The following is a 21,382-nucleotide window of genomic DNA, read 5'->3' on the forward strand; positions in this document are numbered from 1 at the left end:
TGGCCCACACCTGAACCATCTGGTGCCCGAACCAGCTGCTGCCTGAACCGCCCCCTACCGGACCTGCCCGCCCAGCCGGATCACCTGGCCTGAGCGGTCTGGAAGGTTCTGCGGTACGCCGTCGGTGAGACGCCCAGCGCGGTCTGGAGATGCTGGCGCATGGACGCGGCCGTGCCGAAGCCGGAGGTGCGGGCGACCTGGTCCACGCTCATATCCGTTGACTCCAGCAACTGGCGTGCGTGCTCGACGCGTTGCTGCGTCAGCCACTGCCCGGGGCTGAGTCCGACCTCCTCGCGGAAGCGGCGGGTGAAGGTGCGCACGCTCATGGACTCCCGATCGGCCATCTCGCGCAGCGACAGCGGATGTTCGAGCCGGCTCAGCGCCCACGCCCGCGCCCTCTCGGTGCTGGCCAGCTGGGGTTCGGGCAGCGGCCGCCGGACATACTGCGCCTGGCCGCCCTCGCGGTGCGGGGGCACCACGGTCCGCCGGGCGACACCGTTGGCGACGGCCGTGCCGAAGTCCCGGCGCACGATGTGCAGGCACAGGTCGATGCCCGCGGCCACACCGGCCGAGGTGAGGACGTCGCCGTCGTCGACGTAGAGCACGTCGGGGTCGACCCTGATCCTCGGGAAGAGCCGTTGGAAGTGGTCGGCGCTGCTCCAGTGCGTCGTGGCCGGGCGGCCGTCGAGCAATCCCGCGGCGGCGAGGAGGAACGAGCCCGTGCAGATGGACACCACGCGCGCTCCCGGCCGGATCGCGGCCATGGCCTCGGCCAGCGGCGGGGTGAGACGGCCCTCGGCGTAGACCGGGCCGAGCTCGTGGGAGGCGGGGAAGACCACGGTGTCCGCCTCGGCGAGGGCCTCCATGCCGTGCTCGACGACGATCGGGAAGTCGGCGTCCGTGTGGACCTCGCCGGCGCGGACGGAGCAGGTCACCACCTCGTAGAGGTGCGAGCGGTCGTCGGGGTTCTCGGCCGCGCCGAAGATCCGCAGGGGGATACCGAGTTCGAACGGGATGACGCCGTCCAGGGCGAAGACCGCCACCCGATGCCGGCCGGGGTGGCGGAAGACGGAGTGCCGTCCCGCGCTGCCCGCGCCCCCTGGCCTCCCCCGGCCCTGCCGACCCTCCGCGCCCCTCTGGGGCAGCACCTCAGCCATGGCCCGATTCTTGCACACCATGGCCCTCCGGCCACTCGTCGCGGCGAGCCCGGGTCCGGACACTGGTGGGGTGACGCAGACCTCTCCGCCTTCCCCGCCGGTCACCGGCGCCGTCTCCGCCGCTCCTTCGGATGCCGCGCGCCGGCCACGCTTCGGGCTGCACCGCGCCTGGGCGGTCGCCGGGGTGACGTTCGTGGCGCTCGTCGGCGCGGCCGCCTTCGCCTCGCTCCCCGGACTGCTGATCGACCCGCTGCACACCGAGTTCGGCTGGTCCCGGGGCATGATCGGCCTCGCGGTCTCGCTGAACCTGGCCTTGTACGGGCTCACCGCGCCCTTCGCCGCCGCCCTGATGGACCGCTTCGGGATGCGCGTGGTGGTGGCCTGCGCGCTGGCCACCATCGCGCTCGGGTCGGGCCTGACCGTGTGGATGACCCAGAGCTGGCAACTCGTGCTGTGCTGGGGCCTGCTGGTGGGCCTGGGCTCCGGGTCGATGGCGCTGGCTTTCGCCGCGACCGTCACCAACCGCTGGTTCGTGGCCAAGCGCGGACTGGTCACGGGCATGCTCACCGCCGGTGGCGCGGCCGGGCAGTTGGTGTTCCTGCCGCTGCTGTCGTGGATCACCGAGCACCACGGCTGGCGGCCCGCGGCGGCCACCGTGTCCGTGGCGGCGCTCGCGGTGGTGCCGTTCGTCTGGTTCCTGCTGCGCGACCATCCGGCCGACGTGGGCCTGGCGCCCTACGGCGCGACGCAGTTCGTGCCCAAGCCGGTGCCGGCGAGCGGATCGGCGCTGCGGGCCGTCAAGGCGCTGCGGGAGGCGAGCCGCACCGGCACGTTCTGGCTGCTGGCCGGCACGTTCGCGATCTGCGGCGCCTCCACCAACGGCCTGGTGAAGACCCACTTCGTGCCCGCCGCGCACGACCACGGTCTGCCGGTCACCACCGCGGCGTCGCTGCTCGCCGTGATCGGGGTGTTCGACATCGCGGGCACGGTCGCCTCGGGCTGGTTCACCGACCGCATCTCGCCGCGCCGCCTCCTGGCGATCTACTACGGTCTGCGCGGGCTGTCGCTGATGTTCCTCCCCATGCTGCTCTCGGACAGCATCCACCCGCCGATGGTGCTGTTCATCGTCTTCTACGGCCTGGACTGGGTGGCGACCGTGCCGCCGACCATCGCCCTGTGCCGCGAGCACTACGGCGAGAACAGTGCGATCGTCTTCGGCTGGGTCCTGGCGTCCCATCAGGTCGGTGCCGCGCTGGTGGCCTATCTCGGCGGCGTCGCCCGTGACGCGCTCGGTTCGTACGACGTGGTCTGGTACACCTCCGGTGCGCTGTGCGGGATCGCCGCACTGATGTCCCTGGTCATTCGCCGCCGTCCGGTCGTCGCCGTACCCGCGGTGGCGCTTGCCGGGTGAACGCCCGGAAAAGTCGCGGTTGTTCCGGTTCCGGCCCGCCGTCACTCCCACGGGTGACGGCGGGCCGCTGTCGCCGCCGGGTTCAGGGGCGGCGGGCAGGAGCCGTGCGTGAGGCGTCAGGCGGTGCGGGACACCGAGCGGGCGATCCGCCGGGCGTCGATGGCCATTTCCCGGAACATGCCGCTGATCGGGTTGGTGAAGCCGGTGAAGTACAGGCCGGGCGCCCCTGGCGGGTTGGCGGCGCCGTGCACGACCGGGCGGCCGCGCCCGTCGAGCACGTCGAGGTGGCCGACCAGCTTCTCCAGGCCGCGCCGGTAGCCGGTCGCGGCGATGACGACCTCGGGGCTGATCCGGGTGCCGTCGGACAGCCGCACCGTGTCGTCCTCGAACGACTCGACGGCGGCGACGGGTTCGACCGTGCCGGACCGTATCGCGTCCACGATGCCGACGTCCTGCACCGGGATCGCCCCGTCGAGGACCCGTGAGTAGAGCCCGGACTCGGGTCTCGCCAGGCCGAACTCGGACAGGTCGGGGACGCTGAACCGTTCGATGTAGGGGGCGAGGCGGTCCACCGCGCGCACCGGCAGCCGCCGGACCAGGATGCCGCTGGCCTGCGCGGGCCAGCCGGCGGTGGAGCGGCGCATGATGTGCGGCGGTGTGCGGACCGCGAGCCGGACCCGGGACGCGCCGCCCTCCACGAGGTCGACGGCGATCTCTGCGCCGGTGTTGCCGACGCCCACCACCAGCACGTCCCGCCCGGCGTAGGGGGCGGGGTTGCGGTAGTCGGAGGCGTGCAGAAGATCGCCGGAGAAGGTGTTTCGCCCGTTCCAGTCGGGTATGTACGGCGTGTGGTTGTGTCCGGTGGCCACCACCACCACGGGGGAGGAGAGCACCCGGCCCCCGGTGGCGGGCAGTTCCCAGCCGGCGCCCGCCCGCTCGATCCGCGTCACCTCGATCCCGGTCGCCACGTCGAGGTCGTGGTACTCGGCGTAGCGCTCCAGGTAGCGGACGACGTCGTCGCGGGCCACCCACCGCCCGTACGCGCGGGGTATGGACAGCCCCGGCAGTGCGGACAGCCGGCGGGTGGTGTGCAGGTGCAGCCGGTCGTAGTGGCCGCGCCAGGAGGCGCCGAGCTGTTCTGCGCGCTCCAGCACGAGCGGCCGCAGGCCGCGTTCGCGCATCGCCGCTGCCGCGGCCAGCCCACCGGGTCCCGCGCCGACGACGAGGGCGTCGGGCGTCGCCGCGGCGGTGGGGGCGCCGTGTGCGGCGGTGTTGGGGTCGGCCATCGTGGAACTCCCGGAACCTGAGAAGTCCTTCGGTGAGGAAGGGTGGTGGTATCGGAAGTTAACAGGTCAACCCGATCGTGTGGCGTTTCGGTACAGGGTGAGGGCGGCATCCCCGAGGATCGGGCTGTAGGAGACGCGGTCCGTGGTACCGCCGCCGTCCAGGCCGCCGATCACGCCGATCACGGTGCCGCTGCGTGTGCGGGTGGTGTAGTCGAGGATCCACGGGCTGCCCGAGGTGCCGGTGTAGAAGCCCTCGCAGTCCATCTGCAGTTCCTGCTCGCCCTCGAGCCGCCCGGTCGTGGTGGTGCAGGTGACCGCCTGGTCGGTGGGGTCGTCGGCGCTGTGCGGATAGCCGATGACGGTGACGCGGTTGCGGTAACCGGGCGTGCGCGCCAGCCGGTTGGCACCCGTCAGATCCTCCAGCCGTTCGCCGCGCGGTCCGGGGTCGACGGTGGCGAAGGCGAAGTCGTAGTCGGAGGCGGCGTCGTCGTCGGGGGACCAGCGCGGGTCGGTGAACTCCTTGCCGACCGCCCAGATCCCGTACGGCTGGTGGGAGGTGCCGGTGCGGTAGTCGGGGACGAAGCCCAGGTGCGAGCCGCCCACGCAGTGCGCGGCGGTCATGATGAGGTCACGGCCGGGGCTGTGGACGACGCTGGCGGTGCAGAAGTGCGCGGCCAGGTCGCTGCCGACGGAGAAGAGCATGCCGACGGTGGGGATGCCGTCGAAGTGCACGGCGGAGCCGATGCTGGCCAGCGGGCCGACGCCGGTCCCGGACGGCGCGACGGGTTCCGCCGGGTCGACGGGGTCGGAGGGCGGTCCGGAGTCCGGCATGGAGTCCGCCATGCGTTCGGGCGTCCAGAAGCGCGAGGCGGCCTGGGCGGTCCAGCCCCGCGGGGCCGGCGCGTGGGACTCGCCCGGCAGCACGGCGGCGGCCAGGGCGATCACCGCGGTGCACAGTGCGGGCAGCAGCAGCCGGCGGGTCATGGGCGTCCGTTCAGCGCCGCTTGCGCAGCAGGGCCACCGCGCTGAGCGACTGCGTGATCGACACGACGGACAGCAGCACGTACAGCACCCGCCTGAGGGCGTCGGGGTGGGACCACCACTGGGCGCTGATCCAGACCGGCAGCAGCAGGGCCCAGACCGCCGCGTAGGTGCGCAGTTGCACCGTGGAGGAGTCGGGACCCGGGGACAGGAAGCGGGACAGGGTGCCGCGCCGCGGCTTGCCCGGCGTCGGACGGCTGCTGGTCATGCCGCACATCATGCCCGGCCCGGCGCCGTACGTCGCGTGTCCGCGGGTGCGGCGGAACGCGGCCCGGTCGGCGGTGCGCGGCGGGCCGGTGGGCCGGGGCGACCGCTGGCGTGTGGCGGGACAGCGGCGGCCGAAGGCCCGGGGAGACGTCCGCTCCCGCCCGGGCCGCTACTTGGTGGGCTTCTTGCCGGTGACGCCGAGGTGGACGATCAGCGCGAGGCTCGGCTTGAGGTCGGCCTGCTTGACGCCCGTTCCGCTGAAACCTTTCTGGTGGGCGGCGACGGCGGCCAGCATGGCGACGAGCGAGCCAGCGACGGCCGGCGCGCTGACGTCCTTGTCGACCCTGCCCTTGCTCTGCAACTCCTTGACGGAGTCGGTGAGGGAGCCGCTCACCGCGGTGAGGATCCGGGTGCGGATGCGGTTGAACCGCTTGTCCCCTTCGGCCGCGCCCAGGTCGACGACCCGCAGGATCGCGTCGTGCTTGCGCCAGAAGGAGAGGAAGCCGTCCACGAGGTCGTCGGCGGTCTGGGCGCCCGCTTTGCCGACCCAGGAGCGGCCCGCGAGCAGTTCGGTCAGCCCGGCGCCCTCCTTGGCCATCTCGTCGGCGAGCTCCAGCACGGCGCCCTCGACGTCGGGGAAGTACTGATAGAACGTCGCCGGGGAGGTGCCCGCCATCCGGGCCACGTCGATCACCTTGACATCGCGGTACGGCGACGTGCTGAGCATCTCGCCGAGGCAGTCGAGCAGCTTCTGCCGCGTGGCCTGCCCGCGGCGGCCTGCCACACGGCCGTCGACGGTGCGAACTTGTCCTGTCATGCCGTCAGTTTACCGGCGGGTGATCAGCGCGCGATCTGACGGCGTACAAATGGGGAGCACCCCGTTCCGCTTGGTGAATCCGCAGTTCAGAAGGGCTTTCCCGGCCCGGAGGGAAGCCTTCCGCCGCTGTCCGGATTGGTATGAACGGGCGAATTGGGCACCGGCTGGGCGCGCCGCGGGAAAATTGACCGTATGTTCGAATAGAAGTCCGTGCGGTGACCTGGGTCACTGGCTACGGTGGCCACCGAACAGGACATCGGACGTACGGGAGAGGACCGACATGTCCGCATTCAGTGAAGGCGCCCCCTGCTGGGCCGACGCCTCCCTGCCCGACCTGGAGGCCGGGCAGCGCTTCTACGGCGAACTGCTCGGCTGGACGTTCCAGGACACCGGCGAGGAGTTCGGGCACTACACGATGGCGCTGCGCGACGGGAAGAACGCCGCCGCGCTCATGGGCAAGATGGACCCCTCGATGCCCACCGCCTGGAGCGTGTACCTCGCGACGGGGGACGCGGCCAAGACCACGGCCGCGATCCGCGAGGCCGGCGGCCAGGTCGTCTTCGGCCCCGACGTCGTCGGCGACGTCGGCACCATGGCGGGCGCGGTGGACCCCGGCGGCTCCTTCTTCGGCGTCTGGCAGCCCGACACCCACCCCGGCTTCGGCATCGTCAACGCGCCCGGCGGCTTCTGCTGGGCGGAGAACCACACCAAGGACGCGGCCGCCGCCGACCCCTTCTACGAGAAGGTCTTCGGCTACAGCGGGCAGCAGATCGGCGACGGCGAGCAGTTCGACTACAAGGTGTGGAGCGTCGCCGGCCAGGCCGACCCCGTCGCCGGCCGCATGCAGCGCGGCGACCTGCCCGCCGACGCGCCGTCCGCCTACCGCGTCTACTTCGTCGTCGAGGACTGCGACGCCTCCGCCGACGTGGTGCGCCGGCTCGGCGGCCGGGTGATCGGCGAGCCGGCGGACTCGCCCTTCGGTCGGATGGCCGAGGTCGCCGACGACCAGGGCGCGACGTTCGCGATCATCGACGTCACCCGCCGGGTCGGTCCCCCGCCGGCCGGCGCGTAGGCGCTCGCCCCGGCCCCACCCGCACCCCCTGACGCTGCGGCCCACCCGCGCCGCATCCACCGGGGGTGCGGGCGCGTCCTCATGAGAGGCAGGGGATGATAACGAGTTCGCTCCGAGGGCGTGTCGTTGTGCCCTGGGTTAGCAACCGGAGGCCATCCCAGGAACAATCAGGCCCGTACTCTGGCGCGTGAGCCAGCGACGGGCCGCACGGGGCCGGAGTACGGGGAACGGCCGCGGAGGCGCGGGCACGGGGAGGTGGACAGGGCAGTGGTGGAGCAGCTGAACCAGCACGACCCGAGACGGATCGGCCCTTTCGAGGTCCTGGGACGGCTCGGCGCCGGCGGCATGGGGCTGGTCTATCTCGCCCGCTCGGCCTCCGGGCGGCGGGTGGCGATCAAGACCGTCCGCGCGGAGCTCGCCGAGGACCAGCTCTTCCGGGTCCGCTTCACGCGTGAGGTCGAGGCGGCCCGCGCGGTCTCCGGCTTCTACACCGCCGCCGTCGTGGACGCCGACCCGCGTGCCGCCGTGCCGTGGCTGGCCACCGCCTACGTTCCGGCGCCCTCCCTCGAGGAGATCGTCAACGAGTCGGGGCCGATGCCCGCGCAGGCCGTGCGCTGGCTGGCCGCGGGCATCGCCGAGGCGCTGCAGTCCATCCACGCGGCCGGCCTGGTGCACCGCGACATGAAGCCGTCGAACGTGCTGGTGGTCGAGGACGGCCCGCGCGTCATCGACTTCGGCATCGCCTCGGGCGTCTCCAACACGCGGCTGACGATGACCAACGTCGCCGTCGGCACGCCCGCCTACATGTCGCCCGAGCAGGCTCGCGACTCGCGGAGCGTGCGCGGCGCCAGCGACATCTTCTCCCTCGGCTCCACCCTGGTCTTCGCCGCGACCGGCCACGCGCCCTTCCACGGCGCCAACCCGGTCGAGACGGTGTTCATGCTGCTGCGCGAGGGCCCCGACCTGGCCGGGCTGCCCGACGAGCTGCGGCCGCTCATCGAGTCCTGCATGCGCATGGAGGCCGAGCGCCGCCCCACCCCGGCCGACCTCCAGGCGCAGCTCGCCCCGCACCTGTTCTCCGCCGGTGGCGACGACACCGGCACCGCGTCGGCCTGGCTGCCACCGGGGGCCGTGGCCTTGATAGAGCAGCGGCGCAGCGGGCGCGGTGCGGTGCCCGGCTTCGGCGGGCGCGGCGGCGCGCACGCGGCGGGCAGGCCCGCGGGCGTGCAGCCCTCGGGCCCGCAGGTCCCCGTCTCCGCGCCACCCCAGCCGCAGGCGCCGCCCGGTGCCCAGCCGGTCCCGCACGGCGGCGCCCACGCGGCACCCGCGGCCGCGTCCGCCGCTCCCGTGCAGCTCGCGGGTTCGGCGCCGATCGGCCCGGGGCTGCGCGTCGCCGAGGTCTCCGACCGCAAGGTGTCGGCGGCGCCCGCACCCGGCACCGAGTGGGTGCGCCACCGGGCCGGCTCGCACCGTGCGGGCGACCCCGTGCCGCCGCCGATGACCGCGCCCGCCCCCGTCCCCTCGCAGGCGCCGCCCGCGGCACCGCAGGGCGAGTGGCGGCCGTGGCGTTTCCGCATGTCGAACGACGTGTGGGGCACGCCGGCGGTCAGCGACGGGCTGCTGTACGTCACCTCGTTCGAGGTGCACGCCCTGGACGTGGCCAGCGGCCGGCGCCAGTTCAAGACCCGCGACGTGGCGTGGACGATGGCCGTCTCCGGCGGACGCATCCACGCGTCCGACGGGCCCAGCCTGTTCGCCCTCGACGCGGCGGACGGCAGCGAGCGCTGGCGCACCGGCATCGACGGCTGGGTGTACACGGTGCGCACCGACTCCCGCGGGGGCGGCTCCGTCGTCACCGGCGTGCGCGGCGGCGGCGTCCAGGCGTGGGACGCGGCCCGCGGCGGGCTGCGCTGGGAGCGCGGCGGCGCGCAGACGGAGTTCGAGCAGCCGGACTCCGGGCCCACCGCCGTCGACGGCACCGTCTACTACCAGGGCGGCGGCCTGCTGCACGCGGTCGACGTGATGACCGGCGGTGAGCGCTGGTCGTTCCCCGTCGGGGAGCCCGGTGCCGCCGGTTCGGTGCCGACCCGCCCGGTCGTCGCCGACGGCGTCGTGTACCTGACCGCGGGCACCCGCGTGCTGGCGCTCGACGCGCGCACCGGCAGCGAGCGCTGGCACTTCGGGGCACCCGCGGTGATGTTCGCGCCGCCGGCGCACGTACCGGGCGCGGCCTCCGCGGGCGGCGGCGTCTACGTCACCGACCACCTCGGCACCGTCTACGCGCTGGATCCGGCCGACGGCCGGGACCGCTGGCGGGTGGCGACCGAACCGCGGCAGTCCCTCGAACCGGTGGTCGTCGCGGCCGGCGCCGTGCACCTCGGGGCGGGCAGCGCGCTGTACACGCTCGACGCGGCGGCCGGCACGCCGCGGTGGCGGTTCGCCGCGCAGGGCGAGGTCGTCGGATCGCCCGCGGTCGCCGACGGCCGGGTGCACTTCGGGTCCAAGGACCACTGCCTGTACACGCTGGACGCGCAGGGCGGCCAGTTGCGCTGGCGGCTGGAGACCGGCGGTGAGATCACCGGTTCCCCGGTGGCCGCCGACGGAGTCGTCTACGCCTGCTCCAAGGACCGCTGCGTGTACGCGCTGGACGCGGCCAAGGGCACCGGGGCGGCGTCCCGCCGGACCTGACGCGACGGGAACCCGCGGCGCCCGGCCCGACACCGGCGTGGCCGGCGACGACCGTCCGTCCCCGCCGTCACCTGCCCGGCGGCGGGGGGTCGTACGGCGGCGCCGGCTTGAGCGGCGGCGCCCCCTCGTCGTACGGCTGCTTCTCGTACGGGTTCTCGTCGTACGGGCGGGCCTCGTCGTGGGAACCGGTGCCGTCGTGGGAACCGGTCCCCTCGTACGACCCCGTCCCGTCGTAGGAGTGCGGGTCGCCGTACGCACGCGTCGCGCCCTGCGGGGTCGCCTCGTCGTACGGGTTCCGGTCGTACGGGGCGGTGTCGTACGAGCCCGTGTCGTAGGCGGGCTCGTCCCCCCGGGGCTCGCCGCGGTCGACGGGGACGACGGGTTCGCCGTAGTGCAGTGGGCGGTTCCGGTCCGGGAGCACGAACGCGGCGGCGATCAGCAGCAGCCCGCCGAGCACCGCGAAGGCGACGCCCGTGTCGAGGCCGTTGCCGCCGGCGGTCAGCGAGTGCGAGAACTGCGCCTGGCGGACCATCCACAGGATGGTGAAGCCCAGGACGATCACCCCGGCCGCCGCCACCACGAGACGGGAGCGCAGCAGCAGTCCGAGTGCCGTGAGCAGCGCGGCGAAGAGCATGGGGAGAAAGAGGGAGCCGAGCAGCGCCGCGCCGTGCGGGGTGACACCGACGTCGGTGAAGAGGTCGTCCACCCGGATGTCGGAACCGTGGCGCCCGCCGTACCACGCACGGAAGGGGCTCCAGACGGCCACCGCGGCCCCGGCCAGCGCGAGCAGGGACCCCAGCATCGTGCGGAACATCGGGTTCCACCGCCTCGTGTCGGCCCGCTCGGCCCCCTCGGGGCCGACGCTACGCCGGGGGCCGTCGCGCTGCCAGGCGAGGCGGGCCGGACGCGGCGGCGGGCGCCCGGCGGGATGATCACCGGCCCGGATCCGGCGGGACGTTCACCGGCGCGCGAAAAGGACTGACCGCGGCGCCCCCTCCGCGCCGCGGTCAGTCCTGCCGGCCCAACCGGGAGCGCGCGTTTCCCCCTGCGCTCCCGGTTCCCCCTGGACTTCCCCCTGGTCCCCGATCTCCTCCGGCCCCCCGGCCGTCCCCCGTGGACCCCCCCGTTGCCCCCGTGGATCCCCCGGTGTCCCCCGCACTCCTGACCTCCCTCCGGTCAGGAGAACCTGTCCGGGCCCGCCCGCCCGCGAGTGACGCGGCGTCGGACCCGACGTCACAAAAGGTGCGTCAGGCGCCCTGCTTCAGGAACGCTGCGTCACGAACGCGGCGTCAGGCCTTGGTGCCGTCGATGTGCCAGTTGTCGGGCTGCACGTCGCCCGGCTTGGCGGCCGGCTTGGCCGCCGGGTTGCCGGTCAGCAGGCCGTCGGGCGCCGCCTGCTTGGTGCCGTCGATGTGCCAGTTGTCCGGGTCGACCGTCCCGCTGTCCTTCGTGACGGGAGCGGTCGGCGTGGTGGGCTGCTCCGGCGTGGTTTCGCTCATCGTGCTCTCCTGTGCTGTGGGGACGTGCTCTGTGAGCCCTCTGTGAGCCCACCCGGCGAGGACCCCCGTGCATCGCCGGGCGGGCAGCTCGTGCAGTGATGGAATCCTGACAGCCACTGATAATCAACTGATAAACGGACTTGTTGAGCGAATGAGCGCCCGGCAAGTGGAATTCAGCGGCGGCGCCGAAGGCGCACTACACCGCGAGGGTCGTGGCCGACGTGGAGTCGTCGCCGAGCAGCCGGCGGACGTCCTGCGCCTCGCGTGCCGCACCGATCGCACTGAACAGGCCCAGCGCGTCATGCCAGCAGGCGTGCGCGCGCACCGGCTGGCCCATGCCGGCCAGCGCCCGGCCCAGCAGCGTCAGGGCGTTGGCGACCCGCCACTCACCGCCGACCTCCTGCAGCAGCACCAGTGCCTGCTCGACGTGCGAGGCGGACTGGCGCCAGCGGTTGGCGGCCAGATGGACGGCGGCCAGCCGGAAGAGCGTCATGCCCTCCCAGAACTGCTGCCGGGCGTCACGGAAGATGTGCAGCGCCTCCGTGTGGCAGGCGAGGGACTCGTCGAGCCGGTCCGCGGCGCTCAGTGCGATCCCCATCGCGTAGAGGCCGTTGCCGAGGCGGAACCCGGCCCCGAGCTGCCGGTAGATCTCCACGACGCGCGCGGTGGCCGCCAACGCCGCTTCCGTCGAGCCGAGTTCGAGCTGGGCGCGGGACAGGTTGCTCAACGCGGCCGCCTCGCCGTGCTGGTTGCCGTCGCGCCGGAAGTGGTCCAGGGCGCTGTGGCAGTACTCCGCGCACTCGACGAACCTGCGGTCCTGGTAGGCCAGCGCGGCCCGCAGGTTCGGCGCGTAGCTGCACGTCAGCGGGTCCTCGGCGGCCATGCCGAGCAGCAGGGCCCGCTGGACCTCGGTCTCGGCCTCCGCGAACCGGCCCGACATCCGCAGCAGTTGGCCGCTCAGCAGCCGGCTGCGGCCCTCGACCAGCGGGTCGGCGCAGTCGTGCGCCGCGGTCGCCAGCGCGCGCACCGCCTGCTCGTACTGGCGGGCGTAGATGCCGGACTCCATGACGTCCTGTGCGGCGAGGAGGAGGTCGACGCCGCGGCGGACGCGGTCGTCGCAGCCGTCGGCGGCGGTTTGCTGGACGGCGGCGAGAAGGCCCTGGGCCTCGGAGAACATCCATTCCAGGGCTTCGTCGCGGGTGCCGAACGCGAGGCCGCCGCGGGTGGTGGGGGCCAGGTGGTCGAGCATGCGGTCGCCGGGGTTCTCGAGTTCGTAGGCGCAGGCGGCGGTGGCGAGGTAGAAGTCCAGGAGGCGGGAGAGGGCGCCGCAGCGGGCTTCGGGGGTTTCGTCGCGTTCGGCGCATTCGCGGGCGTAGAGGCGCAGCAGGTCGTGGTAGCGGTAGCGGGCGGGTGCCGCGGACTCGATGAGGCTGATGTCGACGAGGGCTTCGAGGAGTTCCTCGGTGGCGTAGGGGTCGAGGTCCAGGACCGCGGCGGCGGCGTCGAGGGAGATGTCGGGGCCGTCGGCGAGGGACAGCAGGCGGAAGGCGCGGGCCTGGGCGGTGGACAGGTGGCCGTAGCCGAGGGCGAAGGTGGCTTTGACGGCGAGGTCGCCGGCGCGCAGTTCGTCCAGGCGGCGGCGCTGGTCGGCGAGTTTGCGGGCCAGGGCGGAGACGGTCCAGGTGCGGCGGGCGGCCAGGCGGGCGGCGGCGATGCGGATGGCCAGGGGCAGGAAGCCGCAGGCGCCGACGACGTCGAGGGCGGCCTGGCGTTCGCCGGCGACGCGGTCCTCGCCGACGATCCTGGTGAACAGCTGGAGCGCTTCGCCCGGTGACATGACGTCGAGGTCGACCAGGTGGGCGCCGGCCAGGTCGACCATGCGGACGCGGCTGGTGATCAGGGCGGCGCAGCCGGGGGTGCCGGGCAGCAGGGGGCGGACCTGGGCGGCGTCGTAGGCGTTGTCCAGCAGGGTCAGCACGCGGCGGCCGTCGAGGGTGGAGCGGTACAGGGCGGCGCGTTCGGCGAGGGTCTCGGGGATGGCCTGGTTGGGTACGCCCAGCGCGCGCAGGAACGCGGCCAGGACCGTGTCCGGGTCGGCCGGACGCGGTTCGGTGCCCTGCAGGTCCACGTACAACTGGCCGTCGGGGAACGCCTCCCGTGCGGCGTGCGCGACATGCACCGCCAGCGTCGTCTTCCCCACACCACCGATACCCGCCACCGCCGACACCGCCATGACGCCGGACTCCGCCGACGCGTGCGCGAGTTGGTCGCCCAGCTCGCGGACCGACGCCGTGCGGCCGGTGAAGTCGGCGACACTGGCGGGCAGTTGCGCCGGGCGCGGGTGGTCCGAGGCGTGACGGGCGGCACCGGCGGGCGCCGCGAGTCCGGCGTCGGCCTCCAGGATGCGCTGGTGCAGGTCGCTGAGTTCGGCCGACGGGTCGATGCCCAGCTCGTCGGCGAGCAGCCGGCGCGTGTCGGCGTAGACGCCGAGCGCCTCGGCCTGCCGCCCGCTGCGGTACAGCGCGAGCATCAGCAGCGCCCGCAGGCGTTCGCGCAACGGCTGCTCGGCGGAGAGCGCGGTGAGTTCGGAGACCGCTTCGGCGTGCGCGCCCATCTCCAGGTCGAGTTCGAGGCGGCTCTCCAGCAGCCCGAGGTGCCATTCGGCGAGCCGGCTGCGCTGCATCTCCGCGTGCGGGCCCGGCAGCCCGGCCAGCGGCTCCCCGTGCCACATCTCCAATGCGGCGTGCAGCAGTTGACGGGCGTGCGCGGGATCCCCGGCGCGGCTCTTGTCGGCCTCGGAGGCGAGCCGTTCCACCACCGCGTAGTCGAGGGCGCCCTCGCCGACGTGCAGGGCGTAGCCGCCGGAGTCCGTGACCAGGGCATCGGGGCCGAGCGCCTTGCGCAGCCGGAACGCGTACGAACGCAGCGCCGCCAGCGCGGTGTTGGGCGGGGTCTCGCCCCAGACCGCGTCCAGGAGCTCCGACGCGGTCGCGGTACGGCCGCCGCGCAGGAGGAGCGCGGCCAGCAGGGCACGCTGCTGCGGGGCCCCCGTGGCGATCGGCTCGTCGTCGCGCCAGGCGCGCACCGGGCCGAGCACCGCGAACCGCAGGCCCGAGCCCGGCTGCGTGCTGGTCACCATCTCTGCCCCCTGAGCCGTCGACGAGCCGGTCCTTCCCCGGGGGCCGACTCTTCGCGCGTATATCGATCGTTCATCGCTGGACGGAACAGTTGTCCGCACGGCACGGGGAGCCGGGAGTTCGGCCCCGTCCGTGCCAGTTTGCCGTGTCGGACGGCCGGGGTCACCCCGTGCATGGTCCCGATCCGGCCTCCCGGCAAAAGTTGGGCTGAATTTGAGGTTCCGTCTGTGCGTGCGCGGAGGTTGTGCTGTGTGGGGAAGGTTCGGGTCCGTGTGCGTTGTGCGACGGGGCTGGTGACGGAGCGACCATGTGTGAATGGTGCACGCCGGGTTCCTCCGGTATGTCGACTTTCTCTCCGTCCCAGGGTGATTGGCCGGAACCGGCCCACGTGGCGGCGGCGGACGCCCGGACTTCCGGTACGGCTCGCGGCCGCCACCGCCGCGGCCCTCGCCGCGGCGGCCGCGCCGCCGAGCGGGGCGTCCGGCTGGTCCGCGAGGCCGGCCCGGTGCAGGCCCTGCCGCCGGCGGCAGGGGCCGCGACCGGGGGAGCGCCCTCGATGAGCGGCGCGCCCGGCGGAGGCGGCGGCAGCGGCGGCCCCGGAACGGGCGGCGGGGGCCGCGGCGGCTGGTCGGGCGGAGTGCGGCCGTGGTCGGGCGACATCGGCCGCCTGCCGGGCCCGCTGCTGCGGTACCACGCCGAGCGCCACCCGCAGGCCGTGCCCGAACTCCCCTACGACACGTCCGCGGTGATCGGCACCGCCGGGTGCACCTTCGCCGAACTCGACCGCCGGGCACGGGCGGTGGCGGCCCGGCTCGGCAGCATGCTGCAGCCCGGCAGCCGGGTGATGCTCGTCTACCCGCAGGGCCCCGACCTGGCCGGCGCGTTCTTCGGCTGCCTGTACGCGGGCATGGCCGCGATCCCGGTCGTGCTCAGCGCTCCCGGACCCGCGGGCGCCGTGCCGCGCGCGGTCGCCCGCTGCGCCCCCGACCTGGTGCTGACGGGCGCGGACGCGTGGTCCCCGCTGGCCATCGACCGCAACCGCACGAGCGTCACGGAGGCCGACGGCATCCGGGTCGGCGGCGAGCCGGTGTGGCGGCTGGCGCAGACCTGGCATCCCGTGGGCGTCATGCGCACCGCGCCCGCCTACCACCGCTACCACGACGACGGCGTGGCCGGCGGCCGCCTGGAGCCCGCGATGGGCCACGGCGACCTCTCCGACGTCATGGGCGAACTGGCGCAGGCCGTGCGGCTGGGCACCGACGAGGAGAACATCGGCTGGATCGCCGCGGTCCACGGCGTCGAGGACGCGGTCTGGCGCATCCTGCTGCCCGTCCGGGTCACCGCCTGACGCGCGGCCGCGGCTCGCGCGAACGGTCCAGCCAGGTCCCGTGCGGTCCGGTGCCGTGCGAGTCGTGCCGCGGGAGCGCTGATCCGACGAGTGGTGATCGTACGAGTGACGGTCGCACGAGTGACGGTCATTTGAGCGATGGTCATTTGAGCGACGTTCGTCTGAGTGGCGGTCGTCTGAGTGGCGGTCGTTTGAGTGACGGTCGGACGGATGATGATCCGACGGCCCCGATCGGGTGACCGGCCGATCCGAAGAAGGACGATCGGCCGGTCCGGTGATCCGATCGGAGCCGTGCGGTTACTTGCGGCCCAGCCAGATCGGGTTGGTGATCGCCGCCGCGGGGCCCGGCAGCAGCGACGCCGTGTCGGTCTGCGGGTGCCGCACCTCCGCGCGCACATAGGAGGAGACGGCCGCGGTCGTCGTCCACTCGACGGCCCCGGACGCCGGGAGCAGCGCGCCGAACGTCTGCCCCTCGTCGGTCAGCAGCCGCAGCAGCGACGTCGCGGGCACGCCGCTGACCTCCAGCCGCACCGTCACCGGGGCGTCCGGGTCGACCGCCAGGCGCTCGCCGAGGCCGGCGTGCTCGCCGCGCGGGCCGGTGGCGGTCAGGGACAGCTGGACGTCGGCGTTCTCCGCGATCCACGAGCGGCCGGCGCGGATGCCGTCCTGCAGCGAGCGGCGGTTCAGGCCGTCGGCCAGCACCACGGTCTGCGGCAGGCCCACGACGTCGGGGTCGCGGTGGGCGTCGGAGTTGCCCATCGCCGGGATCCACCGGCCGTCGCCGCGGCGGGCGGCGCCGGTCAGCATGTTGTCCCAGGTGAGGAGCGTCGCCTCGTCGTCCGGGGTCCACGCGCCGTTCCACACCTCGACGGCGTCGACGTTGTCGTAGCCGAACTTCCACTGGCTGGCGAGGCTGAGCCCGTACGGGTGGGCCGGCACCACGATGCCGCCGGCGCGCCGGATCTGGCGGGCGAAGCGGTCGAAGGCGTCGTCGCGCGCCCGGTAGCGCCAGTCGATCCACTCGCCGGCGTCAACACCGATGGCCAGGAAGTGACCGTTGCGGGTGGTGACCTCCTCACCCGTCATGATGAGCAGATCGTCGCCCGCCTCGGGGCCGAGGTAGGCGTGCGCCGAGTTGGTGTTGTGGTCGGACGAGTTGATGAAGTCCAGCCGGGCCGCGCGCGCCAGCGACGCCAGCTGCTCCAGGGTGCGGCCGCCGTCGGAGTAGACGGTGTGCAGATGGCAGTCGCCGCGGTACCAGTCGCGACCGCGGCCGGGCGCGTGGTCCGGCGGGTAGTCCGGTACGACGGTCGTACCGGGGTCGCCGAAGCTGAGGGTGACGGTCACCGAGTAGTCCAGGCCCTGCGGCGCCACCGTGTACGGGCCGAGCACCACGTGCCACGTGCCGGCCTCCACCGGTCCCGCGAGGTAGCCGGGTGTCGCCTCGCCGGCGCTGATCGCGAACTGGGTGCGGGCGCCACCGGACCAGCCGCGGAAGCCGTGGCCGCCGACGTCCGTGCCGCGCTGGTCGAAGATGCCGATGTCGCAGGCGTTGCCGAGGATCCCGGGCGGCACCGTCGGCCGGTCGTAGCCGTACGACACGGCGATCTGCCGGACGCCGCGCGGCACCTCGATCGGCAGGTACACGAAATCGGCGGTCCCGGTCGGCAGGTGACCGGTGATCGTGCGGGTCCGGTCCGCGCCCGACCCGCCGGGCACGCCCCCGCCGGCCGGAACGCCGGAGCCGGAGTCGGATGCGGCCGCGAAGTCCACAGGGGCCAGCGTAAGCACACTGGTGGCGCCCGCGAGTGCGGAAAGCTTCAGTACGTCTCGTCGGTCCATAGCATCCACGGTCACCTGCGCGGGTGACGTGCGCGTGGCCGCACCCTGTGCAACGGGGTACGGAAAGCAGCAGGATCAGTGCCGGGCGGTCCACGGCCGGCCCCTTCACACCCTCGGATTCACCACTCTCGGAGGCACGAGTGCGCATCGCGGCGACCCTCTTCCTGACCGATGAGACGATCACACCGGTCCATGTCGCCCAGGCGCTGGAGCAGCGCGGCTTCGCGGGCCTCTACCTGCCCGAGCACACCCACATCCCCGTCTCCCGCGCGACCCCCTACCCGGCGGGCGATCCGCTGCCCGGGGAGTACGGCCGCACCCTCGACGCCTTCGGCGCGCTGTCGGCGGCCGCGGCCGTCACCCGCACGCTCGAACTGGGCACCGCGATCACCCTGGTGGCGCAGCACGACCCCATCGTGCTGGCCAAGCAGATCGCCACGCTCGACCACCTGTCCGGCGGCCGGTTCACCCTGGGCGTCGGATTCGGGTGGAACCGGGAGGAGGCCGAGGACCACGGCGTCCCCTGGCGGCGGCGCCGCGCGTCCGTCCGCGACCGCATGGCCGTGATGCGCGCCCTGTGGTCGGCGGAACCCACCGCCCACGACGGCGACTTCGCGTCCGTCCAGGCCAGCCACGCCTACCCCAAACCGTCCGGCGGCACGGTACGCACCCTGGTCGGCGGCTCTCCCGGCCCGCTGACGTTCGCGCAGGTGACGGCGTACGCGGACGGCTGGATGCCGATCGGCGGCGGCGGTCTGGCCGACGCGCTGCCCGCGCTGCGTGACGCCTGGCAGGAGGCGGGCCGCGGCCCCGCCGCCCCACTCGTCGTGCCCACCGCCGTCCTCCCCAGCGCCGGGAAGCTGGCGCGGCTCGCCGACCTGGGTGTCGAGGAGGTCATCGTGCAGTTGCCGGCCGCCGGCCCCGACGAGGTGCTGCGCACCCTCGACGACTACGCGCAGTACCTGTGAGGCGCCGGTGAGCGGATATTCCCGAACGGGTGACCCACCGGCCCGACGAGCAGGTGATATTGCCGACAGGACATCGGACCACCGCGCCGCCCCGCGCACCGCCGGCCTCACCGGGCGGCCGCATATCCTCGTGGAATGACCGTGCCGCTGCCGTCGCCGCCGTCGCCACCCACTCCGACCGCCATGCGCCGCGCCCTGCACCGCGCGGAACAGGGCGTCGCCCTCGACACCGGCGAGGCCGCGGTACTGCTGCAGGCCCGCGGCGAGGACCTGACCCGCCTCGCGTCGACCGCCGCGCGGGTGCGCGACGCGGGACTCGACGCCGCGGGCCGTCCCGGCGTCATCACCTACTCCCGCAAGGTGTTCATCCCGCTGACCCGGCTGTGCCGCGACAAGTGCCACTACTGCACGTTCGTCACCGTGCCCGGCAAGCTGCGCCGCGAGGGCCACGGGATGTTCCTGTCGCCCGACGAGGTGCTGGACATCGCCCGCCGTGGCGCGGAGACGGGCTGCAAGGAAGCCCTGTTCACCCTCGGGGACCGGCCCGAGGACCGCTGGCCGGAGGCCCGCGAGTGGCTCGACGCGCACGGCTACGACGACACCCTCGCCTATGTGCGGGCGATGTCGATCCGCGTGCTGGAGGAGACCGGCCTGCTGCCGCACCTGAACCCCGGTGTGCTGTCGTGGACGGACCTGCAGCGCCTCAAGCCCGTCGCGCCCTCCATGGGCATGATGCTGGAGACGACGGCGACGCGTCTGTGGTCGGAGCCGGGCGGTCCGCACCACGGCTCTCCGGACAAGGAACCCGCCGTGCGGCTGCGGGTGCTGGAGGACGCCGGCCGGTCCAACGTCCCCTTCACGACCGGCATCCTCATCGGCATCGGCGAGACGTACGGGGAGCGCGCCGACGCCCTGTTCGCGATCCGCCGCACCGCCCGCGCGTACCAGGGCGTCCAGGAGGTCATCGTCCAGAACTTCCGCGCCAAGCCGGACACGGCGATGCGCGGCATGCCGGACGCCGAACTCGACGAACTCGCCGCCGCGATCGCCGTCGCCCGCCTCGTGCTGGGCCCGGCCGCCCGTATCCAGGCGCCGCCGAACCTCGTCGACGGTGAGTACGGCCGGTTCATCGACGCGGGCATCGACGACTGGGGCGGCGTCTCGCCGCTGACCCCCGACCACGTCAACCCCGAGCGTCCCTGGCCGCAGATCGACGAACTCGCCCGCCGCACCGCCACCGCGGGCTTCACGCTCAGGGAACGCCTCACCATCTACCCGGAGTTCGTCCGCCGCGGCGAGCCGTGGCTGGACCCGCGGCTGCTCCCGCACGTGCGCGCGCTCGCCGACCCCGCCACCGGCCTGGCCCGCGAGGACGCGGTGGTCACCGGCCGCCCCTGGCAGGAGCCAGACGAGGCGTTCGCGGCCGCCGGCGCGGGCCGCACCGACCTGCACCGCACCATCGACACCGAGGGCCGCACCGGTGACCGCCGCGACGACTTCGACGACGTGTACGGCGACTGGTCGGCGGTCAAGGAGCAGGCCGCGCCCGGGCTGGTGCCGGACCGGGTGGACGCCGACGTGCGGGAGGCGCTGTCGGTGGCCGCGGACGATCCTGCCCGGCTGTCGGACGCGCAGGCGCTGGCACTGCTGCACGCGGACGGACCGGCGCTGGACGCGCTGGTGCGGATCGCCGACGACCTGCGGCGCGACACCGTCGGCGACGAGGTGACGTACGTCGTCACGCGGAACATCAACTTCACCAACGTCTGCTACACCGGCTGCCGTTTCTGCGCGTTCGCGCAGCGCCGCACCGACGCCGACGCCTACACCCTGTCGATGGACCAGGTCGCCGACCGGGCCGAACAGGCGTGGCAGGTCGGTGCGACCGAGGTGTGCATGCAGGGCGGCATCCACCCGGACCTGCCGGGCACCGCGTACTTCGACATCGTCCGCGCGGTCAAGGCCCGGGTGCCGGGCATGCACGTGCACGCCTTCTCGCCGATGGAGGTCGTCAACGGCGCCACCCGCACGGGGCTTTCGATCCGCGACTGGCTGACGGTCGCCAAGGAAGCCGGACTCGACTCCATCCCGGGGACCGCTGCCGAGATCCTCGACGACGAGGTCCGCTGGGTGCTGACCAAGGGCAAACTGCCCACCGCCACCTGGGTCGAGGTCGTCTCCACCGCCCACGAGCTGGGCATCCGCTCCTCGTCGACGATGATGTACGGCCACGTCGACCAGCCCCACCACTGGCTCGGGCACCTGCGGCTGCTCGCCGAGATCCAGCAACGCACCGGCGGCTTCACGGAGTTCGTGACCCTGCCGTTCATCCACACCAACGCGCCCGTCTATCTCGCCGGCATCGCCCGGCCCGGCCCGACCGCGCGCGACAACCGGGCGGTGACGGCGATGGCCCGGCTGCTGCTGCACCCGCACATCCCCAACATCCAGACCAGCTGGGTCAAGCTCGGCGCCGACGGCGCCGCCGAGATGCTGCGCTCGGGCGCCAACGACCTCGGCGGCACACTGATGGAGGAGACCATCTCCCGCATGGCGGGCTCGGCGTACGGCTCCTACCGCTCCATCCACGACCTCGTCGCCATCGCCGAGGCCGCCGGACGACCCGCCCGCCAACGCACCACCCTGTACGGGCAGGTCACTCAGGAGCGCATAGACGCCGGGCTGGCCTCCGACGGCCACCTGCCCGAACTCCTCCCCGTCCTGGGCGACTGACGCCCCGGCCCCGGGCGCGCCACCACCGACCGGTCGGCGCGCCCGGCCACCACCGCGTGCGAGGGCGGCCGAACCGCCCCTGACGTGCGGAGACCTCACCGTCCCTGCCGTGGTGGCACCTTCCACCGCGGGCCCGCCACTCGGAGGAATTTCCCACCTGGCCACGGCCAAGTTCC

15 protein-coding genes are annotated in these 21,382 nt (G+C 73.7%); 6 read left to right on the top strand and 9 right to left on the bottom strand.

Annotated features, from left to right (window positions below; genetic code table 11):
* Positions 1-80 precede the first annotated feature (80 nt).
* On the bottom strand, positions 81-1,157 hold the full coding sequence (locus BMW99_RS00935) for a GlxA family transcriptional regulator (protein ID WP_079138163.1): 1,077 nt from the start codon (positions 1,155-1,157) through the stop codon (positions 81-83).
* Between the two features lie 70 nt (positions 1,158-1,227).
* Here BMW99_RS00935 and BMW99_RS00940 point away from each other — a divergent pair, with 70 nt between their 5' ends.
* Positions 1,228-2,568: an MFS transporter gene (locus tag BMW99_RS00940; RefSeq protein WP_069461820.1), complete on the top strand. Its 1,341-nt coding sequence runs from the start codon at positions 1,228-1,230 to the stop codon at positions 2,566-2,568.
* Between the two features lie 116 nt (positions 2,569-2,684).
* Here the strand turns inward: BMW99_RS00940 and BMW99_RS00945 are convergent, their stop codons facing one another.
* The 4 genes from BMW99_RS00945 to BMW99_RS00960 all read right to left on the bottom strand — a co-directional run bounded on the left by BMW99_RS00945 (position 2,685) and on the right by BMW99_RS00960 (position 5,919).
* Positions 2,685-3,854, bottom strand: coding sequence for a flavin-containing monooxygenase (locus BMW99_RS00945; protein ID WP_069461821.1), 1,170 nt, complete (start codon positions 3,852-3,854; stop codon positions 2,685-2,687).
* A gap of 66 nt (positions 3,855-3,920) precedes the next feature.
* On the bottom strand, positions 3,921-4,838 hold the full coding sequence (locus BMW99_RS00950) for a trypsin-like serine peptidase (RefSeq protein WP_069461822.1): 918 nt from the start codon (positions 4,836-4,838) through the stop codon (positions 3,921-3,923).
* 10 nt (positions 4,839-4,848) lie between these two features.
* Positions 4,849-5,103: a hypothetical protein gene (locus tag BMW99_RS00955; protein WP_069461823.1), complete on the bottom strand. Its 255-nt coding sequence runs from the start codon at positions 5,101-5,103 to the stop codon at positions 4,849-4,851.
* 168 nt (positions 5,104-5,271) lie between these two features.
* Positions 5,272-5,919, bottom strand: a complete 648-nt coding sequence (locus tag BMW99_RS00960) for a TetR family transcriptional regulator (RefSeq protein ID WP_069461824.1) — start codon at positions 5,917-5,919, stop codon at positions 5,272-5,274.
* A 280-nt stretch (positions 5,920-6,199) separates the two neighbouring features.
* On the opposite strand from BMW99_RS00960, the gene BMW99_RS00965 reads away from it, so the two are divergent.
* Positions 6,200-6,991, top strand: coding sequence for a VOC family protein (locus BMW99_RS00965; RefSeq protein WP_075016050.1), 792 nt, complete (start codon positions 6,200-6,202; stop codon positions 6,989-6,991).
* Positions 6,992-7,258: 267 nt separating this feature from the next.
* Positions 7,259-9,679, top strand: a complete 2,421-nt coding sequence (locus tag BMW99_RS00970; protein ID WP_176735683.1) for an outer membrane protein assembly factor BamB family protein — start codon at positions 7,259-7,261, stop codon at positions 9,677-9,679.
* 67 nt (positions 9,680-9,746) lie between these two features.
* Here BMW99_RS00970 and BMW99_RS00975 read toward each other — a convergent pair whose 3' ends face one another.
* The 3 genes from BMW99_RS00975 to BMW99_RS00985 all read right to left on the bottom strand — a co-directional run bounded on the left by BMW99_RS00975 (position 9,747) and on the right by BMW99_RS00985 (position 14,317).
* A complete protein-coding gene (locus BMW99_RS00975; RefSeq protein WP_075016051.1) occupies positions 9,747-10,493 on the bottom strand; it encodes a hypothetical protein in 747 nt (248 codons plus the stop codon).
* A gap of 475 nt (positions 10,494-10,968) precedes the next feature.
* Positions 10,969-11,178, bottom strand: coding sequence for a hypothetical protein (locus BMW99_RS00980; protein WP_075016052.1), 210 nt, complete (start codon positions 11,176-11,178; stop codon positions 10,969-10,971).
* Positions 11,179-11,374: 196 nt separating this feature from the next.
* Positions 11,375-14,317 carry an AfsR/SARP family transcriptional regulator gene (locus tag BMW99_RS00985; RefSeq protein WP_069467456.1) on the bottom strand — a complete coding sequence of 981 codons (2,943 nt, stop codon included), beginning with the start codon at positions 14,315-14,317 and terminating at the stop codon, positions 11,375-11,377.
* Positions 14,318-14,871: 554 nt separating this feature from the next.
* Here BMW99_RS00985 and BMW99_RS00990 point away from each other — a divergent pair.
* A complete protein-coding gene (locus tag BMW99_RS00990; RefSeq protein WP_079175886.1) occupies positions 14,872-15,663 on the top strand; it encodes an AMP-binding protein in 792 nt (263 codons plus the stop codon).
* A 297-nt stretch (positions 15,664-15,960) separates the two neighbouring features.
* Here BMW99_RS00990 and BMW99_RS00995 read toward each other — a convergent pair whose 3' ends face one another.
* Positions 15,961-17,505, bottom strand: coding sequence for a CehA/McbA family metallohydrolase (locus tag BMW99_RS00995; protein WP_069465037.1), 1,545 nt, complete (start codon positions 17,503-17,505; stop codon positions 15,961-15,963).
* Positions 17,506-17,645: 140 nt separating this feature from the next.
* Between BMW99_RS00995 and BMW99_RS01000 the strand changes: the two genes are divergently transcribed.
* A complete protein-coding gene (locus tag BMW99_RS01000) occupies positions 17,646-18,473 on the top strand; it encodes a TIGR03619 family F420-dependent LLM class oxidoreductase (RefSeq protein WP_069465036.1) in 828 nt (275 codons plus the stop codon).
* Between the two features lie 135 nt (positions 18,474-18,608).
* Complete coding sequence (locus BMW99_RS01005) at positions 18,609-21,206, top strand: bifunctional FO biosynthesis protein CofGH (protein ID WP_069465035.1); 2,598 nt, start codon at positions 18,609-18,611, stop codon at positions 21,204-21,206.
* Positions 21,207-21,382: the final 176 nt, after the last annotated feature.

This window comes from Actinacidiphila rubida (genome assembly GCF_900110255.1).
Taxonomy (GTDB): domain Bacteria; phylum Actinomycetota; class Actinomycetes; order Streptomycetales; family Streptomycetaceae; genus Actinacidiphila; species Actinacidiphila rubida.